Origin of the sequence: Aquimarina sp. EL_43, assembly GCF_943422735.1 — a bacterium.
Classification (GTDB): Bacteria; Bacteroidota; Bacteroidia; order Flavobacteriales; family Flavobacteriaceae; genus Aquimarina; species Aquimarina megaterium.
Map to the genome: position 1 here is coordinate 3,324,713 of NZ_CALSBR010000001.1, position 20,060 is coordinate 3,344,772.

At 32.0% G+C, this 20,060-nt stretch carries 19 protein-coding genes; all 19 read left to right on the forward strand.

Features of this window, described 5'->3' with window-relative positions; all coding sequences use genetic code 11:
• The first annotated feature begins 13 nt into the window (after positions 1-13).
• The 19 genes from NNL09_RS14130 (at position 14) to NNL09_RS14220 (ending at position 20,047) form a co-directional block, all read left to right on the forward strand.
• The gene (locus tag NNL09_RS14130; protein ID WP_196909616.1) at positions 14-880 is read left to right on the forward strand and encodes a hydroxymethylglutaryl-CoA lyase; all 867 of its coding nucleotides are present in this window, start codon (positions 14-16) and stop codon (positions 878-880) included.
• Between the two features lie 153 nt (positions 881-1,033).
• Positions 1,034-2,254 (forward strand): DUF4856 domain-containing protein, encoded by a 1,221-nt coding sequence (locus NNL09_RS14135; RefSeq protein ID WP_196909617.1) that lies wholly within the window; start codon positions 1,034-1,036, stop codon positions 2,252-2,254.
• Positions 2,255-2,360: 106 nt separating this feature from the next.
• Positions 2,361-3,482 carry an imelysin family protein gene (locus NNL09_RS14140; protein ID WP_025666033.1) on the forward strand — a complete coding sequence of 374 codons (1,122 nt, stop codon included), beginning with the start codon at positions 2,361-2,363 and terminating at the stop codon, positions 3,480-3,482.
• 18 nt (positions 3,483-3,500) lie between these two features.
• On the forward strand, positions 3,501-4,862 hold the full coding sequence (locus NNL09_RS14145; protein WP_196909618.1) for an HTTM domain-containing protein: 1,362 nt from the start codon (positions 3,501-3,503) through the stop codon (positions 4,860-4,862).
• A complete protein-coding gene (locus NNL09_RS14150) occupies positions 4,843-7,317 on the forward strand; it encodes a TonB-dependent receptor domain-containing protein (protein WP_196909619.1) in 2,475 nt (824 codons plus the stop codon). The genes NNL09_RS14145 and NNL09_RS14150 overlap by 20 nt, the downstream gene beginning before the upstream one ends.
• Before the next feature lie 46 nt (positions 7,318-7,363).
• Positions 7,364-7,876 carry a PAS domain-containing protein gene (locus tag NNL09_RS14155; RefSeq protein WP_196909620.1) on the forward strand — a complete coding sequence of 171 codons (513 nt, stop codon included), beginning with the start codon at positions 7,364-7,366 and terminating at the stop codon, positions 7,874-7,876.
• Between the two features lie 193 nt (positions 7,877-8,069).
• The gene (locus NNL09_RS14160) at positions 8,070-8,573 is read left to right on the forward strand and encodes a ferritin (RefSeq protein ID WP_025666037.1); all 504 of its coding nucleotides are present in this window, start codon (positions 8,070-8,072) and stop codon (positions 8,571-8,573) included.
• Positions 8,574-9,120: 547 nt separating this feature from the next.
• Positions 9,121-9,561, forward strand: coding sequence for a thioredoxin family protein (locus tag NNL09_RS14165; protein ID WP_025666038.1), 441 nt, complete (start codon positions 9,121-9,123; stop codon positions 9,559-9,561).
• 4 nt (positions 9,562-9,565) lie between these two features.
• The gene (locus NNL09_RS14170) at positions 9,566-10,546 is read left to right on the forward strand and encodes an FAD:protein FMN transferase (RefSeq protein WP_231391017.1); all 981 of its coding nucleotides are present in this window, start codon (positions 9,566-9,568) and stop codon (positions 10,544-10,546) included.
• Between the two features lie 25 nt (positions 10,547-10,571).
• A complete protein-coding gene (locus tag NNL09_RS14175) occupies positions 10,572-10,784 on the forward strand; it encodes a DUF4266 domain-containing protein (RefSeq protein WP_025666040.1) in 213 nt (70 codons plus the stop codon).
• A 66-nt stretch (positions 10,785-10,850) separates the two neighbouring features.
• The gene (locus NNL09_RS14180; RefSeq protein ID WP_035096303.1) at positions 10,851-12,098 is read left to right on the forward strand and encodes a DUF3570 domain-containing protein; all 1,248 of its coding nucleotides are present in this window, start codon (positions 10,851-10,853) and stop codon (positions 12,096-12,098) included.
• 134 nt (positions 12,099-12,232) lie between these two features.
• Entirely contained in the window at positions 12,233-13,078 is an 846-nt protein-coding gene (locus NNL09_RS14185; RefSeq protein ID WP_196909622.1) for a methylated-DNA--[protein]-cysteine S-methyltransferase, read from the forward strand.
• A 112-nt stretch (positions 13,079-13,190) separates the two neighbouring features.
• A complete protein-coding gene (locus NNL09_RS14190; RefSeq protein ID WP_025666042.1) occupies positions 13,191-13,670 on the forward strand; it encodes a DUF1203 domain-containing protein in 480 nt (159 codons plus the stop codon).
• Positions 13,671-14,082: 412 nt separating this feature from the next.
• On the forward strand, positions 14,083-14,469 hold the full coding sequence (locus NNL09_RS14195; RefSeq protein ID WP_025666043.1) for a hypothetical protein: 387 nt from the start codon (positions 14,083-14,085) through the stop codon (positions 14,467-14,469).
• Between the two features lie 140 nt (positions 14,470-14,609).
• On the forward strand, positions 14,610-14,993 hold the full coding sequence (locus NNL09_RS14200; protein WP_035096305.1) for a hypothetical protein: 384 nt from the start codon (positions 14,610-14,612) through the stop codon (positions 14,991-14,993).
• Positions 14,994-15,299: 306 nt separating this feature from the next.
• Complete coding sequence (locus NNL09_RS14205; RefSeq protein ID WP_025666045.1) at positions 15,300-15,644, forward strand: YciI family protein; 345 nt, start codon at positions 15,300-15,302, stop codon at positions 15,642-15,644.
• A 28-nt stretch (positions 15,645-15,672) separates the two neighbouring features.
• Positions 15,673-16,011, forward strand: coding sequence for a YciI family protein (locus tag NNL09_RS14210; RefSeq protein WP_025666046.1), 339 nt, complete (start codon positions 15,673-15,675; stop codon positions 16,009-16,011).
• A gap of 5 nt (positions 16,012-16,016) precedes the next feature.
• Positions 16,017-17,294, forward strand: a complete 1,278-nt coding sequence (locus NNL09_RS14215) for an RNA polymerase sigma factor (protein ID WP_025666047.1) — start codon at positions 16,017-16,019, stop codon at positions 17,292-17,294.
• 365 nt (positions 17,295-17,659) lie between these two features.
• On the forward strand, positions 17,660-20,047 hold the full coding sequence (locus tag NNL09_RS14220; protein ID WP_196909623.1) for a DUF2339 domain-containing protein: 2,388 nt from the start codon (positions 17,660-17,662) through the stop codon (positions 20,045-20,047).
• Positions 20,048-20,060: the final 13 nt, after the last annotated feature.

Here is a 20,060-nt window from a genome sequence, read left to right on the forward strand (position 1 = left end):
TTGCTACTCTAAAATGACCGAAAACGTAAAAATTATTGAATGCCCTCGAGATGCTATGCAGGGTATAAAAGAATTCATTCCTACCGAAAAAAAAGTTCAGTATATTCAGTCATTGTTACGGTGTGGTTTTGATACCATAGATTTTGGGAGTTTTGTTTCACCAAAAGCAATACCGCAAATGGTAGATACCGCAGAGGTTTTGTCTCAATTGGATCTTTCTGATACCAGAAGCAAATTGTTGGCAATTATTGCTAATGTACGTGGTGCTAATGATGCAGTACAGCATAAAGCAATCGATTATTTGGGATATCCTTTCTCGATTTCAGAAAATTTCCAGATGAGAAATACTCATAAAACTATTGTAGAATCTGTAGCTACATTACAAGAAATATTACACATCGCAGATAAAGCAAATAAAGAAGTAGTGGCTTATCTTTCTATGGGATTTGGTAATCCTTATGGCGATCCATGGAGTGTAGAAATAGTAGGAGAGTGGACCGAGAAATTAAGCAAGATGGGAGTGAAGATTCTTTCATTATCAGATACTGTTGGTACTTCTACACCAGAAATTATTGATTACTTGTTTTCGAATTTAATTCCAGCTTATCCAGAAATTGAATTTGGAGCGCATTTACATACTACACCAGCAACCTGGTTTGAGAAAGTAGATTCTGCATATAAAGCAGGATGCAGAAGGTTTGATGGAGCTATTCAAGGGTTTGGAGGATGCCCAATGGCAAAAGACGAATTAACAGGTAATATGCCTACCGAGCGTATGATCTCATATTTTACAACAGTACATGCCGAAACAAATATCAGAACGCTAAGTTTTGAATCTTCACATAACGAGGCTACCAAAATATTTTCTATGTACCATTGAGTGGTAACGGTTTTAAAATCAATAGAATAACCCCGTGATTTCTTTAAAACTTAAATTTAATTTAGATTTAGAATAAATAAACTTTGTCATGTTCATTTTGATGAATATATTTGCGAACTCATAAGTTATTGATATTAAGTCTAAATAAAAGAAATGAAAATTAAAAATTTGCTAAAAATCGTATGTATATCTGGGGCCTTTATTTTAGGGTCTTGTTCTTCAGATGATGATTCTACTACAGAGGTGGCGGCGCCACCAACCTATGTTTTTGAACGTAATAATGAAAGCTCTGTAAATTTTGGTGGTCAAACTACGCGTATTGCAATGGCCGAAGAAATTGTAAGTAAATTAAAAGATAATACAAGTACTGAAGCTATTTTGGATGCAATGTTTGCTCATGTAGAAGGAGCAAATGATTTTTTGGATGCTAGTCTAAATGCGTCTGATAAAAGTGTAAGAAGTAAAACGGCTGCATCAAGAGATTATTTTTCTGATAACGCAACAGATGCTGCAGCTATAAAGGATAAATTTGATAGTTGGATAAAAAGCCAGGTAGATGATGTTTTTCCTAGTTGGACAACAGATGCTTCGGCTGGTGTAGCAGGAGTTCTTCAAGAAGCAGGAGGAGGTTCTAAAAGATATGTTAATGCAAAAGGATTAGAATTAAACCAAGCATTTGCTAAGAGTTTGATAGGTGCTTTAATGGCTGATCAGGCTTTAAATAACTATTTAGGAACTTTAGTTCTGGATGAAGCTTCTAATGTAGCAAATAATAATAATGGAGTAGTAGCAGAAGGTAAGCCTTATACTACCATGGAACACAAATGGGATGAAGCCTACGGTTATCTATATGGAGCTTCTCAAGATAAAACAGATCCGAATAAAACTATAGGTCAAGACGATAGTTTTTTAAATAAATATATAGGAAGAGTAGAAGGAGATTCTGATTTTGCGGGTATTGCAAAAGAAATATTTGATGCATTTAAGTTGGGTAGAGCAGCTATTGTTGCAAAGAGATACGATGTACGTGATGCACAAGCGGCTATTATTAGAGAAAAAATATCACAGGTTATTGCAGTAAGAGCAGTATATTATTTACAACAAGGAAAAAATGCATTAGAGGCTTCTACTGTAGATTATGCTAGTGCATTTCACGATCTGTCTGAAGGATTTGGATTTGTATATAGTCTACAATTTACAAGAAAACCACAAGGTAATGTTCCTTATTTAACAAGAACCGAGGTTCAAGGACTAATAGATCAGTTAATGGGAGGTACCAACGGATTTTGGGATGTAACTCCGGCAACTTTGCAATCAATTTCAGAAACTATTGCAAGTAAATTTAGTTTTACCGTAGCACAAGCTGGTAGCTAGAATAATAAACAATTCATAAAGTTTAAAAAAAGAGGTTGGAAATTATAACATTTCCAACCTCTTTTTTTACATTTGCAAAAATTTATTAAGAATAAATAAAAATAAGATGAAGAAATCATTATTTTTAGTTTTGGTTGCGCTATTTTTTATAGCGGGCTGCTCATCGAGTGATGATTCGAATGATACTGGCGGTATTACGGATAATTTTGACCGAAAAGCATTATTAACTAATATAGCAGATAATATAGTTATACCTTCATATGAAAGTTTTTCTACCGATATATCTGCTTTAAAAACCGCAACCTCTACTTTTATAACTACAACCGATGCTGCAAATCTTGTTGTGCTAAGGAATGCTTGGATAAAGGCATATACTTCATGGCAATCGGTTAGTATGTTTGAAATAGGAAAAGCAGAAGAACTTTCGCTACGAAATTTTATGAATGTATACCCTGTTACTGTAGCCGAAATAGAAACTAATATTACTTCTGGGACTTATGATTTTACTTCGGTAACAAAACAGGATGAACAAGGATTTGGAGCGTTAGATTATCTTTTGAACGGATTATCAGGTACCGATACAGGAATCGTAGAGTTTTATACTACCAATGCTAATGCTGCCGGTTATAAAAAGTATTTGTCTGATTTAGTAAACCGTATGAGTGATCTTACCGACCAGGTTTTAAACGATTGGAAAGGAAGTTATAGAGGCACTTTTATAAGTAATAGTGGATCTTCGGCTACAAGCTCGTTAGATAAGTTGACTAATGATTTTATTTTTCATTATGAAAAACATTTACGTGCAGCAAAAATAGGAATACCTGCAGGTGTATTCTCAGGTTCTCCATTAGATACTACTGTTGAAGCTTTTTATAAAGGAGATATATCTAAGGCACTTTTTGATGCTAATCTTAATACATTACAAGATTTCTTTAACGGAAAACATTTTGGTAGCACGACTACAGGAGAAAGTTTAAAAACATATTTAGATTTCTTAAATACGATTAAAAATGGTGAAGATTTAAGTACGCTTATCAATAACCAATTTAATACCGCAAGAACAAAAGCATCAAGTCTGGATGATAATTTCTCATCCCAGGTTCGCACCAACAATAGTTTAATGACACAAACCTATGATGAATTACAGAAAAATGTAGTTTTTCTTAAGGTAGATATGCTTTCTGCAATGTCTATACGTGTAGATTTTGTAGATGCCGATGGAGATTAAATTTGCATATATTGTTAGATGACTTTTAAACTTAACGAATATCTGAAAAAAACAACGGAGGCTGCACCACTTGCAGTCTTTCGTATTTTTTTTGGAGTAATGATGCTAATTAGTATTATTCGTTTTTGGAGCTACGGATGGATCGATAAACTATACATTCAGCCTAAGTTTTTTTTCTCATATTATGGTTTCGAATGGATAAAACCTATAGGAATCTACACCTACATTATTTTTGCCATATGCGGAATTTCTACAATTTTTATAGCGCTTGGTTTCAAATATAGGATTGCAATAGTTACTTTTTTTATCAGTTTTACTTACATAGAATTGATGGATAAGACAACATATCTTAATCATTACTATTTTATAAGTCTACTTAGTTTTGTAATGATTTTTTTACCTGCAAATCGGTATTATGCATTAGATGCAAAACTGAAAAGAATTTCTTATCAATTAATTCCTAACTGGACAATTGATGTTATCAAATTACTTTTAGGGATTGTGTATTTTTATGCCGGTTTGGCAAAACTTAATTCTGATTGGCTGGTAAAAGCAATGCCTCTTAAAATATGGTTACCTTCTAAATACAGTGTGCCTCTTTTGGGAGATTTAATGCAAAAAGAATGGATGCATTATCTATTTAGCTATTCGGGTGCGATTTATGATCTTACGATTCCACTATTATTATTATATAGAAAAACGAGACCTTTTGCTTTTATTCTGGTTGTTATCTTTCATGTTTTAACCCGAGTTCTCTTTCCTATAGGAATGTTCCCTTATATCATGATTGTAAGCACATTGATATTTTTTGATGCTAATCTCCATCATAAAATATTAGATTTTATTTCCAAAGTATTTAAAATAAACAAACGACAATTTGATACCAATACAGCATTACAATTTTTTCCTAAGAAAAATAAAGTTCTTTTAACCTCTATAACTATATTCTTTGCGATTCAATTACTTCTACCATTTAGATATATGTTATACCCGGGAGAGTTATTCTGGACAGAAGAAGGATTTCGGTTTTCATGGAGAGTAATGTTGATGGAAAAAGCGGGCTATGCTAATTTTAAAATTGTTGATAGTATAACAAAAAAGCGATTTTATGTTGATAATGATGATTTTCTTACCGCTTTTCAACAAAAACAAATGGCATCGCAACCTGATTTTATATTACAATATGCTCATTATCTAAAAAAACATTTTGAAAGTCAAGGGCATCAAAACATACAAGTATTTGTTGAGAGCTATGTAGCACTTAATGGTAGATTAAGTACACAATATATAGATCCAACAGTAGATTTGGGAAAACAAAAAGAATCATTTAAACATAAAAATTGGATTATTCCATTTAAGGATGAAATTAAGGGATTATAGTATATTTTTTGGAACATTATTAACAATAAGCTCAGTTTTTGGGCAATATCAATTTAAGGGCACAGTAACAAATCTGGATAATCAACCCATTGCAAATGCCGAAGTATATAACAGAACCAACGGTCAGCAGACCATTACGAATACCGATGGTCAATTTAAATTTGCAGACTTACCACAAGGAGAGTATCTGATTACTATTTTTAGTTTTGATTTTGAAATTCTGGAACAACACATAAAGATTAAAGGAGATGAATCAAAAGATTTTGTATTAAAACCCCTTGGAGAAGAACTTTCAGAAGTTTTGATCATACAACGAAAGGAAAAGATTTTTGGGCTTAAACAACTTAGACCTGTAGAAGGAACTGCAATTTTTGCAGGTAAAAAAAGCGAAGTGGTTTTAGTAGATCAAACAGTTGGTAATTTAGCTTCAAATAATTCTAGACAGATTTATGCTCAGGTGGTTGGATTAAATATATACGAAAACAGTGATGCAGGGCTTCAGCTTAATATTGGAGGTAGGGGATTAGATCCAAACCGATCTGCTAATTTTAACATAAAACAGAATGGTTACGATATAAGTGCCGATGTTTTAGGATACCCCGAGAGCTATTATACTCCTCCTGCAGAAGCTTTGAGTGAAATACAAGTTGTTCGTGGAGCTGCATCATTACAATATGGAACTCAGTTTGGAGGACTCATCAATTTTAAAATGAAGCAACCCAATCCTAATAAAAAAATAGAACTTATATCCAGGCAATCATTAGGATCATTTAATTTGTTTACGAGTTTTAATAGCATTAGTGGTACTTTAGGTAAGTTTAGTTATTACACTTATTTTAATTATAAAAAAGGTGATGGTTATAGACCAAATTCAGAATTTGATTCTAAAAACTTTTATGCAAATATCGGATATGCTTTTACCGATAAAACAAAACTAACTTTTGAAACCACATATCTTGATTATCTGGCACAACAACCGGGAGGACTAACCGATACTCAATTCGATGAAAATCCAGAATTTAGCAATAGAACCAGGAATTGGTTTGGTGTAAATTGGAAATTATTCTCACTAAAATTAGAACATAAATTCTCTGATAAGACTGACTTTAGTTTAAATCTTTTTGGTCTTGATGCTTCTCGAAAAGCAGTAGGTTTTAGAGGAAATCCTTTTGTGCTAAATTCAAACCCAATCACAGATGTAGATGAAACAGATGCTAATGGTAATTATGCTTTTCCGCGTGATTTGATTGTAGGTAACTTTAGAAACTGGGGTGCAGAGGCTAGATTATTAAGTAGATACAATTTGTTTGGTAAGGAATCAGTTTTTTTAATAGGCTCAAAATATTACCAGGCTAATAATGACTCTAGACAAGGCCCGGGAAGTATAGGAACTAATGCAAGCTTTGACTTTGCCACACAAGCATTTCCAGATTACCCAAACCAATCTGATTTTGATTTTCCAAACCTGAATGTAGCAATATTTGGAGAGAATATTTTTAATATTTCTGATAGCTTTTCAGTAACTCCTGGTTTTAGATTTGAATATATTAAAACTGAAAGCGAAGGAAGTTATAACCAGGTTAATTTTGATCTGGCAGGAAACCCTATATCTAATACGGCCTTAGTAGATAACAGAACTCTGGATCGCTCATTTTTACTTTTTGGTATTGGAGCCAGTTATAAGCCAAATACTCATTTAGAAGCATATGCCAATTTATCTCAGAATTATAGATCGGTTACTTTTAGTGATATTCGAGTAGTAAGCCCAACTTTTATAATTGATCCCGATATTTCTGATGAAGAAGGTTTTACTGCCGATTTTGGCGTTAGAGGAAAGATAGGAGGAAATAAACTGTCTTATGATATTGGAGGTTTTGGATTACTATACGATGATCGAATTGGGATCGTATTAGACGACAGAGCAAATAGAGTTAGGAAGAATATAGGAAAAGCACTTATTTATGGGGTAGAGACCTTTATGGATTGGAATATTCTTAATACATTTTATACAGGAAACTCAGATTTCAGATTTAATTGGTTTGTTAATGCATCTTTTACAGAATCAGAATATATAGAGTCTGAAGAAGCAGGGGTAAAGGGTAAAAAAGTCGAATTTATACCTGCAATGAATTTAAAAACCGGATTAAAGTTTGGTTACAAAAACTTTCTTGCTAATACACAATTCACGTATTTGTCAGAACAGTTTACAGATGTAACTAATGCTACTATAGCACCTTCTGGAGATAGTCGTAATGGTATTATTGGCGAAATTCCATCATACCACATCCTTGATTTTTCAATTTCTTATCGGTATAGGAAATTTAAACTGGAAACAGGGGTGAATAATGTTTTAGATACTCGTTATTTTACCAGAAGAGCGACCGGTTATCCTGGGCCAGGGATTATACCCTCCGAGCCTTTAACCTGGTATACAACTTTACAGTTTAAATGGTAAGCACTAGAATAACTTAGGTGTGGTAATGTATTAAAATGAAATTGTAATGAATGAATTTTTTGAATACGATAGTATGGTGGCAAAGTACTACCAGAAAACACCTAATCGGGTATTGCCATTAGTTTCATGGGAATTTTATGGAGAACATCTTTCAGTATTCGAAAGCTTTAAAGAAGATCTTAATATGTTAAAGAAAATTACCAAAAATTGGAATTTTACAACAGACTATTACCAAGAATTTATTCAAGAACAATCTGTTATTGTTATCACGAATCCCAATCTTAAAATTGTATTCGCTTCACAAAATATTGAAAAACTAAGTGGATATTTACCTAATGAAGTTATTGGCAATTCGCCAAAAATATTTCAGGGTGAAGATACATGTACCAAGACATCTGCAAAAATAAGAACTGCTATAGATAGTGAGACTCCTTTTGAAGTATCGATTGTAAACTATAAAAAAGATAAAACCCCATATTTATGTCAAATTAAAGGATTTCCGGTTTGGGATAAACACGGTAAATTGGTTAATTATATTGCTTTTGAGAAAGCAGCATAATTTTTAAGTAGGCAATGATATTTGTTTCTTTCCTACTAATGATTTATAATAATGTTGACAAGGCATCTTTAAGTAGTGCTATAAAAATATGAGATGATGTACAGGATTACATCGCATAAAACAACTTATTACTACACTTTAAAAAGTAATAAATTACGTACTTTAGTTATTTAGTTAAATATAATATCAAAACATGATAAAAGAAATAGAACAACTATTAAATGATCAAATAAAATATGAAGCAAAAGCTTCTGCTCAATATCTTTCGATGGCTTGTTGGGCGGATACTCGTGGATATAACGGTATTGCAGATTTTTTTTATACGCAATCAGAAGAGGAACGAGTACATATGACCAAGCTGGTTAAATTTATTAATGAACGAAGTGGTAATGCTGTTATTCCTGCAGTAGATAAACCCAGGGATGATTTTAAATCGTTGATGGAGCTTTTTGAAACGTTCTTGGAAAGCGAAGAATTTGTTACAGGAAAAATTAATAATGTTATATATGAGTGCCTGCAACATAAAGATTATAATGTACATAATTTTATGCAATGGTATGTAGCAGAACAGCTAGAAGAAGAGGCAACAGCACGAACATTGTTAGATAAACTTAAAATTATTGGAGATGACAAGTCTGGTCATTATTTATTTGATAGAGATATCAACACTTTTCAAGTAGCAGAGGAGCCTAAATGATTGTTAATAAGTTAATAAAGATAAAATAGAGATTCCTTTTTTTGGAATCTTTTTTTTATATTTTTGTACTTTATTTAGATTCAATAAAAATTATATCAGTGCAAAGTTCAGGTACTCCATCATTATATTCTCCTTGTCCGGCTGTCAATTGTGAAATAGCCTGTGGAGGGAAAAAGAAAAAATGTTGTAAAAAATATAAAAAGAAAGGAAAATCTAATTGCAAAAGATGTCCTAAGCTATAGTTTATAAGACTTTATAATATATTTTGGATGTTAATTCATTCTCGAAAAACGGAAATACCCACAGGTGTTTCCGTTTTTTTGTAAAAAAATGACTAATCAATGTAGGGTATTTTTTTATATAACTGTATTATAAATAGAGGCCAAATTAAAGGTGGTAGTAAATAAGAGTAAGTATATAGTCTTGTTCGGTATAAAAATTGTTCTTTTAATAATTATTTAGACTTAGTACGTATTATGACCTTCAAACGAATTTTAAGTACTAATTAACAATTTGAATAGTTACTATAAAGTAGATTTACATTCATATGAAAAAGATTATTGTAGTTGTATTTCTGATATTTTCAGGAATTAATTGGGTAAGTGCTCAAGAGTGGCTAACCAATTTTGAAGAAGCAAAAAGAATTGCGCAGGAAAATGATAAAAATATAATTTTAGTGTTTGCTGGTTCAGATTGGTGTGCACCATGTATTAAATTAGAGAAACAGATTTTGCATACAGAGGAATTTCAGGGATATGCCAAAAAACATTACGTATTATTAAAAGCTGATTTCCCACGTAAGAAAAAAAACCAATTACCCGAAGCTTTACAGCATCAGAATAATGCATTGGCAGAGAAATATAATAAAAGTGGAGGTTTTCCATTAGTTGTTGTTTTAGATAAAAATGGTAAAAAAATGGGAGCGATTGGTTATAAAAAAGTAACACCAAATGCATATTTAGAAATGCTAAGTACAATGATTAAATAATATTTTGAGATTTTTCTTTACCCTTTTATTCCTGGCTACAATAAGTAGTAGTTTTTCACAACAAATATATAAACGTACCCTAAAACTAATGGGAAGTCGTTTTGATATTACCGTTGTCGAAAAAGACAAAACAACAGCTAATCAATACATAGATATTGCTGTCGAAGAAATTGAGAGAATCGAAAAATTGATTTCTTCGTGGGATAAAAACTCTCAAACTTCTTTAATTAATAACAATGCAGGGGTTAATCCGGTGAAAGTTGATACAGAACTTTTCGACCTAATATTTAGAGCTATTCAGATTTCTAAATTAACAGATGGCGCATTTGATATTAGTTATGCATCTATGGATCGAATTTGGAAATTTGATAATAGCATGAAAGAAATGCCCTCTGAAGAAGAAATTAAAACATCAGTAGCAAGAGTAGGGTACAAGTATATTGTTTTAGATAAAAAGAAATCTACAGTATTTCTAACCCAAAAGGGGATGAAGATAGGGTTTGGAGCTATTGGCAAAGGATATGCAGCAGATAAGGCCAAAAACCTCTTAATAAGTAAAGGAGTACATGCCGGAATCATAAATGCTTCTGGAGATATGAATACCTGGGGGAAACAACCAGATGGAAGCGAGTGGAAAGTTGCAATTACCAACCCTTTGAATAAAAATAATGCATTTGCATTATTACCAGTAGTAGAAAAAGCAGTAGTGACTTCTGGTAATTATGAAAAATACGTAATTTTAGATGGTAAACGGTATTCTCATATTATTGATCCCAGAACAGGATACCCATCTACTGGTATTGTAAGCGCTACAGTTTTTGCTCCAAAAGCTGAGTTGGCAGATGCATTGGCAACTTCTGTTTTTGTGATGGGAATTGAAACGGGATTAAATAGAATCAATCAATTAAATGGGATTGAATGTATTATAATTGATGACCAGGGAAATATTCATACCTCTGATCATATTAAGATAGATAATAAATAACAATAATTCTTATAAAACGTACTTTATGAATAAGTTGATACCAATACTTTTAGTACTAGTACTTTCTCTTAACTCATGTGTAGCTGTAAAAGAATACGAAAAAGTACAAATCAATGATCCTGATATGGAATTGGCGCTCAAAAAAATTGATCGTTTTGAAACTAATTTTCAGGCATATAGAGAATCTGCTGCTGGAGCAAATGGAGGAAAAACAGGCGGAGGATGTGGTTGTAATTAGGAGATAATATTTCTCTTAAATAAAGAATTGAAAAACATACTAAAAACTTTTATAAAGTAAAGATCTTTGAGAAAAATTCCCTTAATACTAGCATTATTATCTATAGTGATTGTAACTGCACAGGAGCAACAACAGGATGATACAACAACCTACAAAAAGAGAGTATTAGAGTCTGCAGAAGTAGATTTTTTAATGAGTTATTATACTCAGGATGGAGATAACGCTGCGGTTACAGGTGGTGTGGGTACAGAAGAACTCACTGATCTTACTCCAACAATAGTGGTTTCTATCCCACTAAATGATGATGATGTATTAACTATAGATGCAGGAATATCGGCATATTCATCGGCATCTTCTAGTAATGTTAACCCTTTTGATGGCAATGGCGCTGCCAATCCTTTTGTAGCTTCTTCTGGAGCATCAAAAAAAGATGTGTTAACGACAATATCAGGAAGTTATAGTCATAGTAGTGATGATCGAAATAGTGTGTGGTCAGCCAATGTTGCGGTAGCAACCGAATATGACTATTTTTCTATAGGCTTTGGCGGTAGTTATTCAAGACTTTTTAATGAAAAAAATACAGAATTAAGTGTAAAAGCCAATGTGTTTCTAGATACATGGAAAGCAATATATCCCTCAGAATTAAGAGATCAGCCTACATTTACGAAGTTTGATGATGAATCTCGTAATTCGTATTCTGTAGGATTAGGATTTTCACAAATTTTGTCTAAAAGGTTACAAGGATCTCTTTCATTAGATTTTATTAAACAGGAAGGCCTTTTGTCAACCCCATTTCAACGAGTACAATTTGCCGATGTGGCCGATGTAATTATTGAAGAATTTACATATGGTGATGATGTAGAAAGATTGCCAGATTCTAGGTTTAAAATAGCTGCAGGAGGAAGATTACATTATTATATTAATGAAATTTTTACAATACGAACATTTTATAGATATTATACAGATGATTGGGGGATTAACTCACATACTGCAAGTATAGAAATACCCATTAAAATCACAGATAAATTTACACTATACCCTTCATATCGTTTTTATACACAAACGAAGGCAGATTATTTTGCACCATTTAATCAACATTTGTCTACGCAGCAATTCTATACTTCGGATTATGATTTATCTGGTTTTGATGCAAATCAATACGGTTTTGGTATTAGTTATACCGATATTTTTACAAAATTCCATATCTGGAAACTTGGTTTAAAAAGTATTGATCTTCGATTTAGACAATATGAACGAGACTCTGGACTTAGCTCTAGCTTGTTCTCGGGAGGATTTAGTTTTATAATGGACTAAATCAGTTTATTACTATATAATTTTTCTAACCATATAATACTATTATTTTTATCCTGTATTGAAATAAGCAAGTTCTGGGTTTTAATACTACCAAGAGCTATATACTTTTATACTGTTTTTAAAATTATAGTATTATGAAGATAAGTGAGCAAAATCAGTTTCATTACAATCGTATTGCAGAGGCGATAACGTATATTAAACAAAATTTTAAAGATCAACCTAACCTGGATGAGATTGCCGAAAAAGTACACATTAGTCCTTTTCATTTTCAAAGACTCTTTACAGATTGGGTAGGAGTGAGTCCTAAAAAATTTTTGCAGTACACTAGTTTAGAGTACGCAAAAAATATTTTAAAAGATCAGCAAACCACTTTGTTTGATGCGGCATACGAGACCGGACTTTCTGGAACAGGAAGATTACATGATCTTTTTATAAAAATAGAAGGAATGACACCTGGAGAATACAAAAATGGAGGTCAGAACCTGGAGATCAATTATAGTTATGCCGAAAGCCCGTTTGGTAAAATGCTGGTAGCTTCAACCTCAAAAGGTATTTGCCATATGACATTTGCAGATGATGACAATGCATTTACAACATTACAACAACGTTTTCCGAAAGCAAAGTTTACTCAAATCGTAGATAGATCTCAACAAAATGCTCTATTTATCTTTACTAAAGATTGGAGAAAATTAAGTCAAATAAAACTACACCTTAAAGGGACTGATTTTCAATTAAAAGTTTGGGAAACATTACTCAAGATCCCAAAGGGAGGATTAACAACATATGGAACCATCGCCAATCATATTCATAAGCCTAAAGCATCCAGGGCCGTAGGAACTGCTATAGGTAGTAATCCTGTTGCATTTTTAATTCCTTGTCACCGAGTAATCCAATCTACAGGTGATTTAGGACAATACCATTGGGGCAGTACACGCAAAACTGCTATAATTGGCTGGGAAGCTGCAAAAATTAATTCATAACTAAGCAAGATTTGGGTGTTTTACTTTTTGAATTCTTAGCAATTTTGCTATATCAAGGTTATGTAATAAGTTTTTCTGCTACATAATCTAAGCTAAATCATAAAACGAACATATGAAAAAATTTAAGATTGTCCCGTTAACAAAAGAATATGTATCACGAATTAAAGAAACAAAAGTAGATGATTTTAATTATCCTGTTGTTGAACAAATAGCTACAGGTTATGGACCTTGTCGTATTTCTTTAAAAAAATTTGATCCGGGAAAAGATACTCGGCTATTGATTAGCCATAGTCCTTTTGAAATTAAAAATGCATTTAATCAACCAGGCCCTATTTTTGTTCACAAAAAAGAAGTCGAACCCTATAAGAACGATCATCAATTTCCGCCAGAAATCAAAGCAGATAAACAAAATTTTCCTTTATCACTAATTGGGTATAATACAAAACAAAATATGATATTTACAAAATTGGTAGGTGATGATGATGTAGATCTTTTGATTCCAGAAATATTTCATGACCATAATGATATAGCATATTTACATGCCAGAAATGCTGAAGCTGGTTGTTTCATATGTAAAATAGAAAGAGTATAATTTTTTAGAACCTCCTAAAATATTTAGAATAACTTTCATTTTTTTATACATAAAAAGGGAACACTATCCTTATGTGTTCCCTTTTAGCCATTTACGTTAATAGATAAGTTATGGGCGTTTTTATAATAAAACGTTTATACAGCATAATACCCTACCCCTAATTAATTTCCTATAACAGTTTTTAAAGCTTTTAACCAAAAAATGGATAAACAAAATAAGTACAAGATTTTTAAAAACCTTAATATGTAGGAATCCAAATAATAGTAAAATTAAATTGAGAGTCTCGGTAAATTATATTGTTTTACATCAATTGTATTGCATTTATCGTATCTGTAGAAAGATATTTAATAACATAGTATTAGGGATAAAACCAAAAAAAACGTTAAATTTATCCTACCTAAATGCCCAAATTATGCAATCCAAATTAATTCTTACCATCGTTAGTATAGCTATGCTAACATTGAGCAGCTTTAAAAATAGCCCTGAACACCAGAAAAATGATGGTGAAAAGGAAAATATTAGTGTATATCAAGGTGGTCCAAAAGAATTAATAGGAAAATGGGTAATGGATGGTGATCCCAATACTTATATAGAATTGAGATCTGATGGAACCGTTATAGAAAAGTCTTTAGGAGAACCTCTAAAAAGGTATTGGTTATTAAAAGATAGTAAACTTTGCTTAAAAGCGACATCGGTAGAGGGAGGTACAGAAAAGTGTTTAGAATTTGTGCTAAGAAAAGATATGCTGGTGATTACTATGAATGAAATGGAACTCCACTATGCAAGATCTAAAGAATAATATAGTCCTGGTATAAAATTTGTGATTAGGATAAAAGAATTGATAATTTTATCACCTTATTTGAGCATTAAAAAATATCAAAACTATAGATTACCAAAAAAACATTAAATTTATATCCTTATTTTATTAAAAATTAAATTATGAAAAGACCCCAATCTATATCCGTAATTTTTACAACTGTTATATTAGCTGCACTGCTAATGAGTTTTAAGGCAAAGCCTGTACAGCAAAATCAGACGTTAAAATTTGAAGAAATTGTAATTGAACAGGTTGCAGGCACAGAATTGATAGGAGAATGGGTTATGAAAGATGATCCCGAAACTTTTATCATATTCAAATCGGATAAAACAGTAGTAGAAAAGTCTAAAACAAAGACAACAGAGAATACATGGTCTGTAAACGCAAAAGATCGTGAAGTGTGCATTAGCAATTCAGGATGTATATATTATGAAGTAACAGAAACTTCTCTTTTTTTATATATAGACAAAAAAAGAGTGTGGTATAATAAATATCAAGAAAAATAAGAAATTGCTCAATATGAGTGTCTTTTTTAAGCAATAATATAGTACAAGATTTTATAAGAGGTAACGAGTATATGAAAATATACTCGTTATTTTTTTTAAATCATTTTGAGGATTATTCGTAAATTCCATCAACAAAGAGATGAGGTTAATTGCCGGGGAATAACACAATATCAAATTAGAAATATCATTTTGCAATATTTTTTACAACATTGTACTAAAAAAATATGGTGTTGCTTGTCCAAAAATAAAAAAAGTGTTCGTCATAGTAATGTAGAAAATAAATAAACCATTTAAAAAAACAGACAAATGAAAGAATTTATGTTTCTTTTTAGAGGAGATGACAAAGTATGGGATTCTAAATCTCCAGAAGAACAACAAAAGCATATGCAAAAATGGCAACAATGGATCGGTGAGATGGCTCAGCAAGAAAAATTTGTTGGAGGTGAGCGATTATATTCACACGGTAACACAATTTATCCCGGAGGAACCAAAGTAACAGATAGACCATTAACAGAAGGAAAAGAATTGGTTGGAGGATATTTGGTTATTAAAGCAAACAACCTAGAAGATGCTACCGAAATGGCAAAAGATTGCCCGGGATTACAATGGAATTCTTGTGTAGAAGTAAGAGAAGTATGGCCAGAGGATTAAGATAATAGAATATTAAAAAGATATAGTAATGAAAGAGTTTATGTATATTATCCGTGGCGGGCATGATGCTAACCGATCACCAGAAGAGATGCAACAACATATGCAACATTGGCAACAATGGATGGGTGGTTTAGCAAAATCAGAACAGCTTATTGGTGGTCAGCCATTAATGAACGAGGCCAAAACATTGACCGAAGGTGGTAAAAAGGTAACCGATCGCCCATTAGCAGAAGGTAAAGAACTAGTTGGTGGATACTTGCTAATTAAGGCAAACTCTCTAGACCATGCGGCACAAATAGCTAAGGATTGTCCAGGTTTTGAATATGGATGTAGCGTCGAAGTACGAGAAATAAGCCCAATGGAATAACTTTTTTGGAAAATAGAGATCACATAGATCATACATTAAACCATCTTTTTAGACAAGAATCTGGAAAGATGGTTGCTGTATTGATTAAAATATTCGGTACCGAAAATATAGAATTAGCAGAAGATGTAGTACAGGATGCTCTGGTTAAAGCTCTAGAAACCTGGAAATATAGAGGGATGCCGGATAACCCAAGAGCGTGGTTATATCGCACAGCTAAAAATAAAGCTATAGATGTTATCAGGCGTAATAAGCATAGTAGTATTATTGATTTTTCTGATCCCGAAAAACAACTACTAACTTCTGGGTATACACTAACTACTACAATGGATACTTATTGGCAGGAACAACATATAAAAGATGATTTTCTGGGAATGATGTATGCATGCTGTCACCCCGATATCTCACAAGAAAATCAAATTACATTTATTCTAAAAGCATTATGTGGATTTAGCACTAAAGAAGTTGCAAGATCTTTTCTTACCAGTGAAGATACTATTTCTAAGAGATTGTATAGAACCAAAGAATATTTCAGAAAACGTAAGATACGTCCTGTAATCCCCACTATTAATGAAATTAATCTTAGAACCAAAACGGTACTTAATACAATCTATCTCATGTTTAATGAAGGATATAATTCTACTCATGCCGATCAATTGATTCGTAAAGATTTAATTAGTCAAGCAATGTTTTTATGTCGGTCTCTTTTATCCGAGAAACGTACGCAGTTACCCGAGGTTTATGCTTTGATGGGATTAATGTGTTTTCATGCCTCCAGAATTAATAGTAGGCTAACAGAAGAAGGGAGGCTTATTTTGCTTTCTAAACAGGATCGTACAACATGGGATGCAGAATTAATACGATCTGGAGAACAATATCTAAATAAAGCTGCTTTTGGAGGAGAACTCTCGACATATCACCTTGAAGCCGCTATTGCATATCAGCATTGCTGCGCAAAGCAATATACAGATACAAACTGGAAAATGATATTAGAGTATTATGAACTCTTATTAAAGATTGCTAATGATCCTATCGTTTTTTTAAATCGATGCTTGGTTATTCTAGAACTTAAAGGCCCAAAAGAAGCAATAACTGCACTCGAAAGTGTAAAGAACGACAAATTACTAGAAAAATATTATCTATATCATGCAACTTTAGGCGAAATCTACCAACGATTAGAAGATAATAATACAGCTACAACATATTACCAAAAGGCAATACAGCTCACCCAGTCCAAACAAGAAAGACAATTTCTTAAAGATAAAATTGCTCGTATATCGAATTGAAAATTGGTTATGATAACGATGTTTCAGAAAATCTTTTTACCTTTTCAGAATAAATGTCTTTTATTCTGAAACTCCATGCGAAATAAATAATATTTTTCACGGGAAACAGTGTTCTATAAATTGTACGTATTATAGATATTTGTTTTACTATTCAAACTGTGCATACTATATATAGTTTTGAAAAACTAAACAGAATAAAAATATATTTTTAAAAGAAACAGGTCTTTAATTTATATAGTGAGTAGTATGTACTCTTAGAAGTGATGATATAGCGCTAAATGTAACCTTATTATATTTTGTAGTATCTTAATTTATAAGAGTTTTGAGGAATACTTAGCATTAGGCAAATATAATAATATTGTAATATGGGAAACAACCAAGATCAGATACATCAGCTTTTGGAAAAGCTTGAAATCCTACTGAAAAGACAACAAGATTTCTCGACTCAAATAGAAAGCCTTAAAGATGAGATATATAGGCTAAAAACAACATCGACCAACCAGCCTGATATAAAAACAGAAAATCCAACTCCTGTTTCACCTACAGCTGAAGTTCCAAAAGAAAGTATCAAAGAACCATCCTCTTCGGTTAAGCCAGAGGCTGTACAACCAACACTAGTAAAAGAAGAAAAACCTATTATTGCCAAAATAAATAAACCAAAAAAGAAATCTAATCTTGAAAAGTTTATTGGAGAAAACCTAATCAATAAAATAGGTATTGTTATTATTATCATTGGTGTTGCTATTGGGGCAAAGTATACCATAGAAAATGATCTAATAGGACCATTAACCAGGATTATACTGGGGTATTTAACAGGATTAGGGCTTTTGGGAATTGGGATGAAACTAAAGAAAAAATATGAAAACTTTAGTGCGGTACTGGTTAGTGGTGCAATGGCTATTTTATATTTTATTACCTTTTTAGCATACGACTTATACGGCCTGATTCCGCAGACTTTGACATTTGTTCTTATGCTATTATTTACGGCATTTACTGTTTTTGCAGCAATACAATATAATAAGCAAATTATAGCTCATATAGGACTAGTAGGAGCCTATGCAGTTCCTTTTTTATTAAGTGACGGATCGGGTAGAGTAGTAATTCTGTTTAGTTATATGGCGATTATTAATATAGGTATTCTCATTATTGCCATCAAAAAATACTGGAAACCTCTTTACTTTTCGTCTTTTTTGCTTACTTGGATCATTTTTATGTCATGGTATGCAGATAAATACACAATAGAAGAACATTTTACCCTTGGTTTTATATTTCTTACTGTCTTTTTTATCACATTCTATCTTATGTTTTTGGTATACAAACTCAGAAAAAAAGAAAGCTTTAAAACCATTGATGTAATTCTACAATTATCTAATTCATTTATCTTTTATGGTATTGGATTTTCGATGTTAAGCAATCACGAATATGGTAAAGATTTATTAGGTGTATTTACATTAGCGAATGCAGTGATTCATTTTGTGGTAAGTGTTATTGTATATAGATTAAAACTAGCTGATCGCAACCTATTTTATTTTGTATCTGGTATGGTTTTGATTTTTATTACGATTGCATTTCCTGTACAACTAGATGGAAATTGGGTTACACTGCTATGGGCAGGAGAAGCAGCATTGTTATTTTGGATTGGGAGAACCAAAAAAGTACCGATATACGAGATTCTCTCATATCCGCTGTGGGCCTTAACTTTTTTTAGCCTTTTACATGATTGGATCGTGGTGTACTATAGATATAGCCCAACACTACCAGAAACCAGACTAATGCCAGTGTTTAATATTTATCTTATGACATCAATATTGTGTATTGTGTCTTTTGCATTTATTTATATCACACATCGTAAAGAGAAACTATCTTTTCCCTGGCCAAAACAACCCTGGTTGTATACAATGCTTACCATAGGCCTAGCATTACTATTAATATGCACTACCTACTTTACATTTTGGATAGAAATAGATAGTTATTGGAATCAGGTTTATCAAGATATAGATCACCATTACATTTCGCAAAATATTGATGGTACAGAACAGTATACGGTATTATCAGATACTAGAAATTTTAGAGCTATTTGGCTTATTAATTATAGTTTGTTGTTCTTGGTTATTTTGTCTTTTGTGAATATCAAAAAAATTAAAAATAATGTCTTGGGGTATATCACTCTTAGTTTTATGTTGTTAGCTCTTTTTGTGTTTTTGACCAGAGGATTGTATTTGCTAAGTGAGTTTAGAGATAGTTATTTAGAATTAAAAGGAACAGAATTTAGTGCGACAGCTTTTTCTCATATAGGTATTCGATATATTTCTTTTGGATTTGTAGCAGGTTTGCTATTTACTTTTTATAAGTATGTACGGCAAAAATTTCTGGGTAGAACCTTTAAGGTTGCTTTTGAAATTATACTGCATTGCACATTAATCTGGATAGTAAGTAGCGAATTAATACATTGGTTAGACTTGTCTGGGTATACAGAAACATATAAGCTTGGATTAAGTATTTTATGGGGTATTTATGCATTATTGCTCATTGTTTTAGGAATATGGAAACGAAAGAAATATCTACGTGTCTTAGCAATTATAGTATTCGGAATTACACTTATAAAGTTATTCTTTTATGATATTTCACATATGGAAACTATTGCGAAGACTATTGTATTCTTAGCTTTAGGAGTGCTTCTTTTGATTATTTCATTTTTATACAATAAATACAAACATATTATTGCAGATGAAACAAATAGTAACAAACCTTAAAAATTTCTTTATA